This is a genomic window from Bradyrhizobium sp. Mp27 (assembly GCF_029953005.1).
Taxonomy (GTDB): domain Bacteria; phylum Pseudomonadota; class Alphaproteobacteria; order Rhizobiales; family Xanthobacteraceae; genus Bradyrhizobium; species Bradyrhizobium barranii.
On the sequence record NZ_JASAUS010000497.1, the window covers coordinates 1 to 1,380 of the forward strand.

At 62.5% G+C, this 1,380-nt stretch carries 1 protein-coding gene; it reads left to right on the forward strand.

Annotated elements, in window-relative coordinates:
- Positions 1-714, forward strand: a 714-nt coding sequence (locus QJT78_RS51290; RefSeq protein WP_281460882.1) for a hypothetical protein, incomplete at its 5' end; no start/stop codon positions are given.
- Positions 715-1,380: the final 666 nt, after the last annotated feature.

The window sequence follows — 1,380 nt, forward strand, 5'->3', positions numbered from 1 at the left end:
ATCTGGCTCTCGATGCGCGCTGGGCACGGCAGGGTCTTCCCGGCGGCGATGCGTCCCGGTCGAGGTCGGCCGAAGGCGAGGGGAGTCGAGCAGCCGCCGTTGATCGACCCGCAACTGGCGGGCTTCCTCACCCAGGCGCATCCGACGTTCCTGAAGATCAGGCTGTTGCTCAGTCGCGATCCCGGCGGGGCATGGAATGAGAACCAGGCGGTCAAGGCCGAGATCAACTTCGCCATCGCGGTCGAGGCGACGAACCTGATGGCGCTCTGCCGGACGTTCGCCAAGGAACACCCCTCCATCCCCATTGCGGCGCTCCGTGACGCGCTATGGCTCGATAGGCCGCACACGATGCCCGTCGTCGCGCAGACGCAGCCCGACCTTGCCATGGCTGGCTCAGAGCAGTTCGTCGTGCAGCCCGTGGCGAAGACCCGGCTCTCGAAGAACCTGACCGACGAAGAGCGCATGATGTCCTACATCGACGCCGCTGGCGCATCAGGCATTGCCGTCTATGAGATCGTGAACAAGGGCAAGATCGCTCGCGACCGCGTCACGCAGATCGGCGAGATGTTCGAGAACATGGGCGCGATCCACTCGGCAGTGGTCCGCATGTCGGATCGCGGACGCACGGGAACGCGGTACTTTATGCGCAAGTACGGCGAGCCGGTGATCGGCGAGGGTGGCCGGCTACTTTATTGTCGCGACTTAGCGATCTGATAGGCACATAGGCTGATCGGCCGCGCGAGCCGCGTTGGCTGCAAGCACCGCAAGCGCTTGCGACCGCAGGGATGTGATGTGCCGATCAAAGCTCGACGAGCGAAGGTTTGGAGTGTTGATTGTCAATGCCCATTCGGACCCATAGTACAAGTTAGCGGCACGTGACTCGGCGCCTTGTCGGAAGCGCTGTCCCTACCACGCGCCGCTAACTTCACCACGGTCAGCCTCAAGCAGCGGAAGAAGCTGACCGGGGGGGGGGGATCATTCGGCGAGCGCCCTAGCACTGACGGCAGACGACGTCCTACCGCGCCCACGCTGCCGGGGAAGTTAGCGGCAACGTGAGTCTGAACGCTCACCGCTGGAGGACGGAAAGCGCTGTCCCTATCACGTGCCGCTAACTTCAGTAGTCAGCCTCGCAACAACAGGCCAACCACCCGGCCTTCCCGTGAGGGTGGTCACACCACAGGATAAAGTGGATTTTACCGGGAGAGGGGGCGTGGAGAACCTGCCAGGATTAGTAGGCTGTGTGGTGTTTCAGGAGGTTGTCCATCTGGTCTGAGAGCTGGCCCCGCAAATTCGGACAGTAGCTTGAGTGGATTTTCTGCCTGACAGCGGCGAGGATTCTTGCTGCGAATCAGGAGCGAAGATGACGAAGAAGAGCCGCCG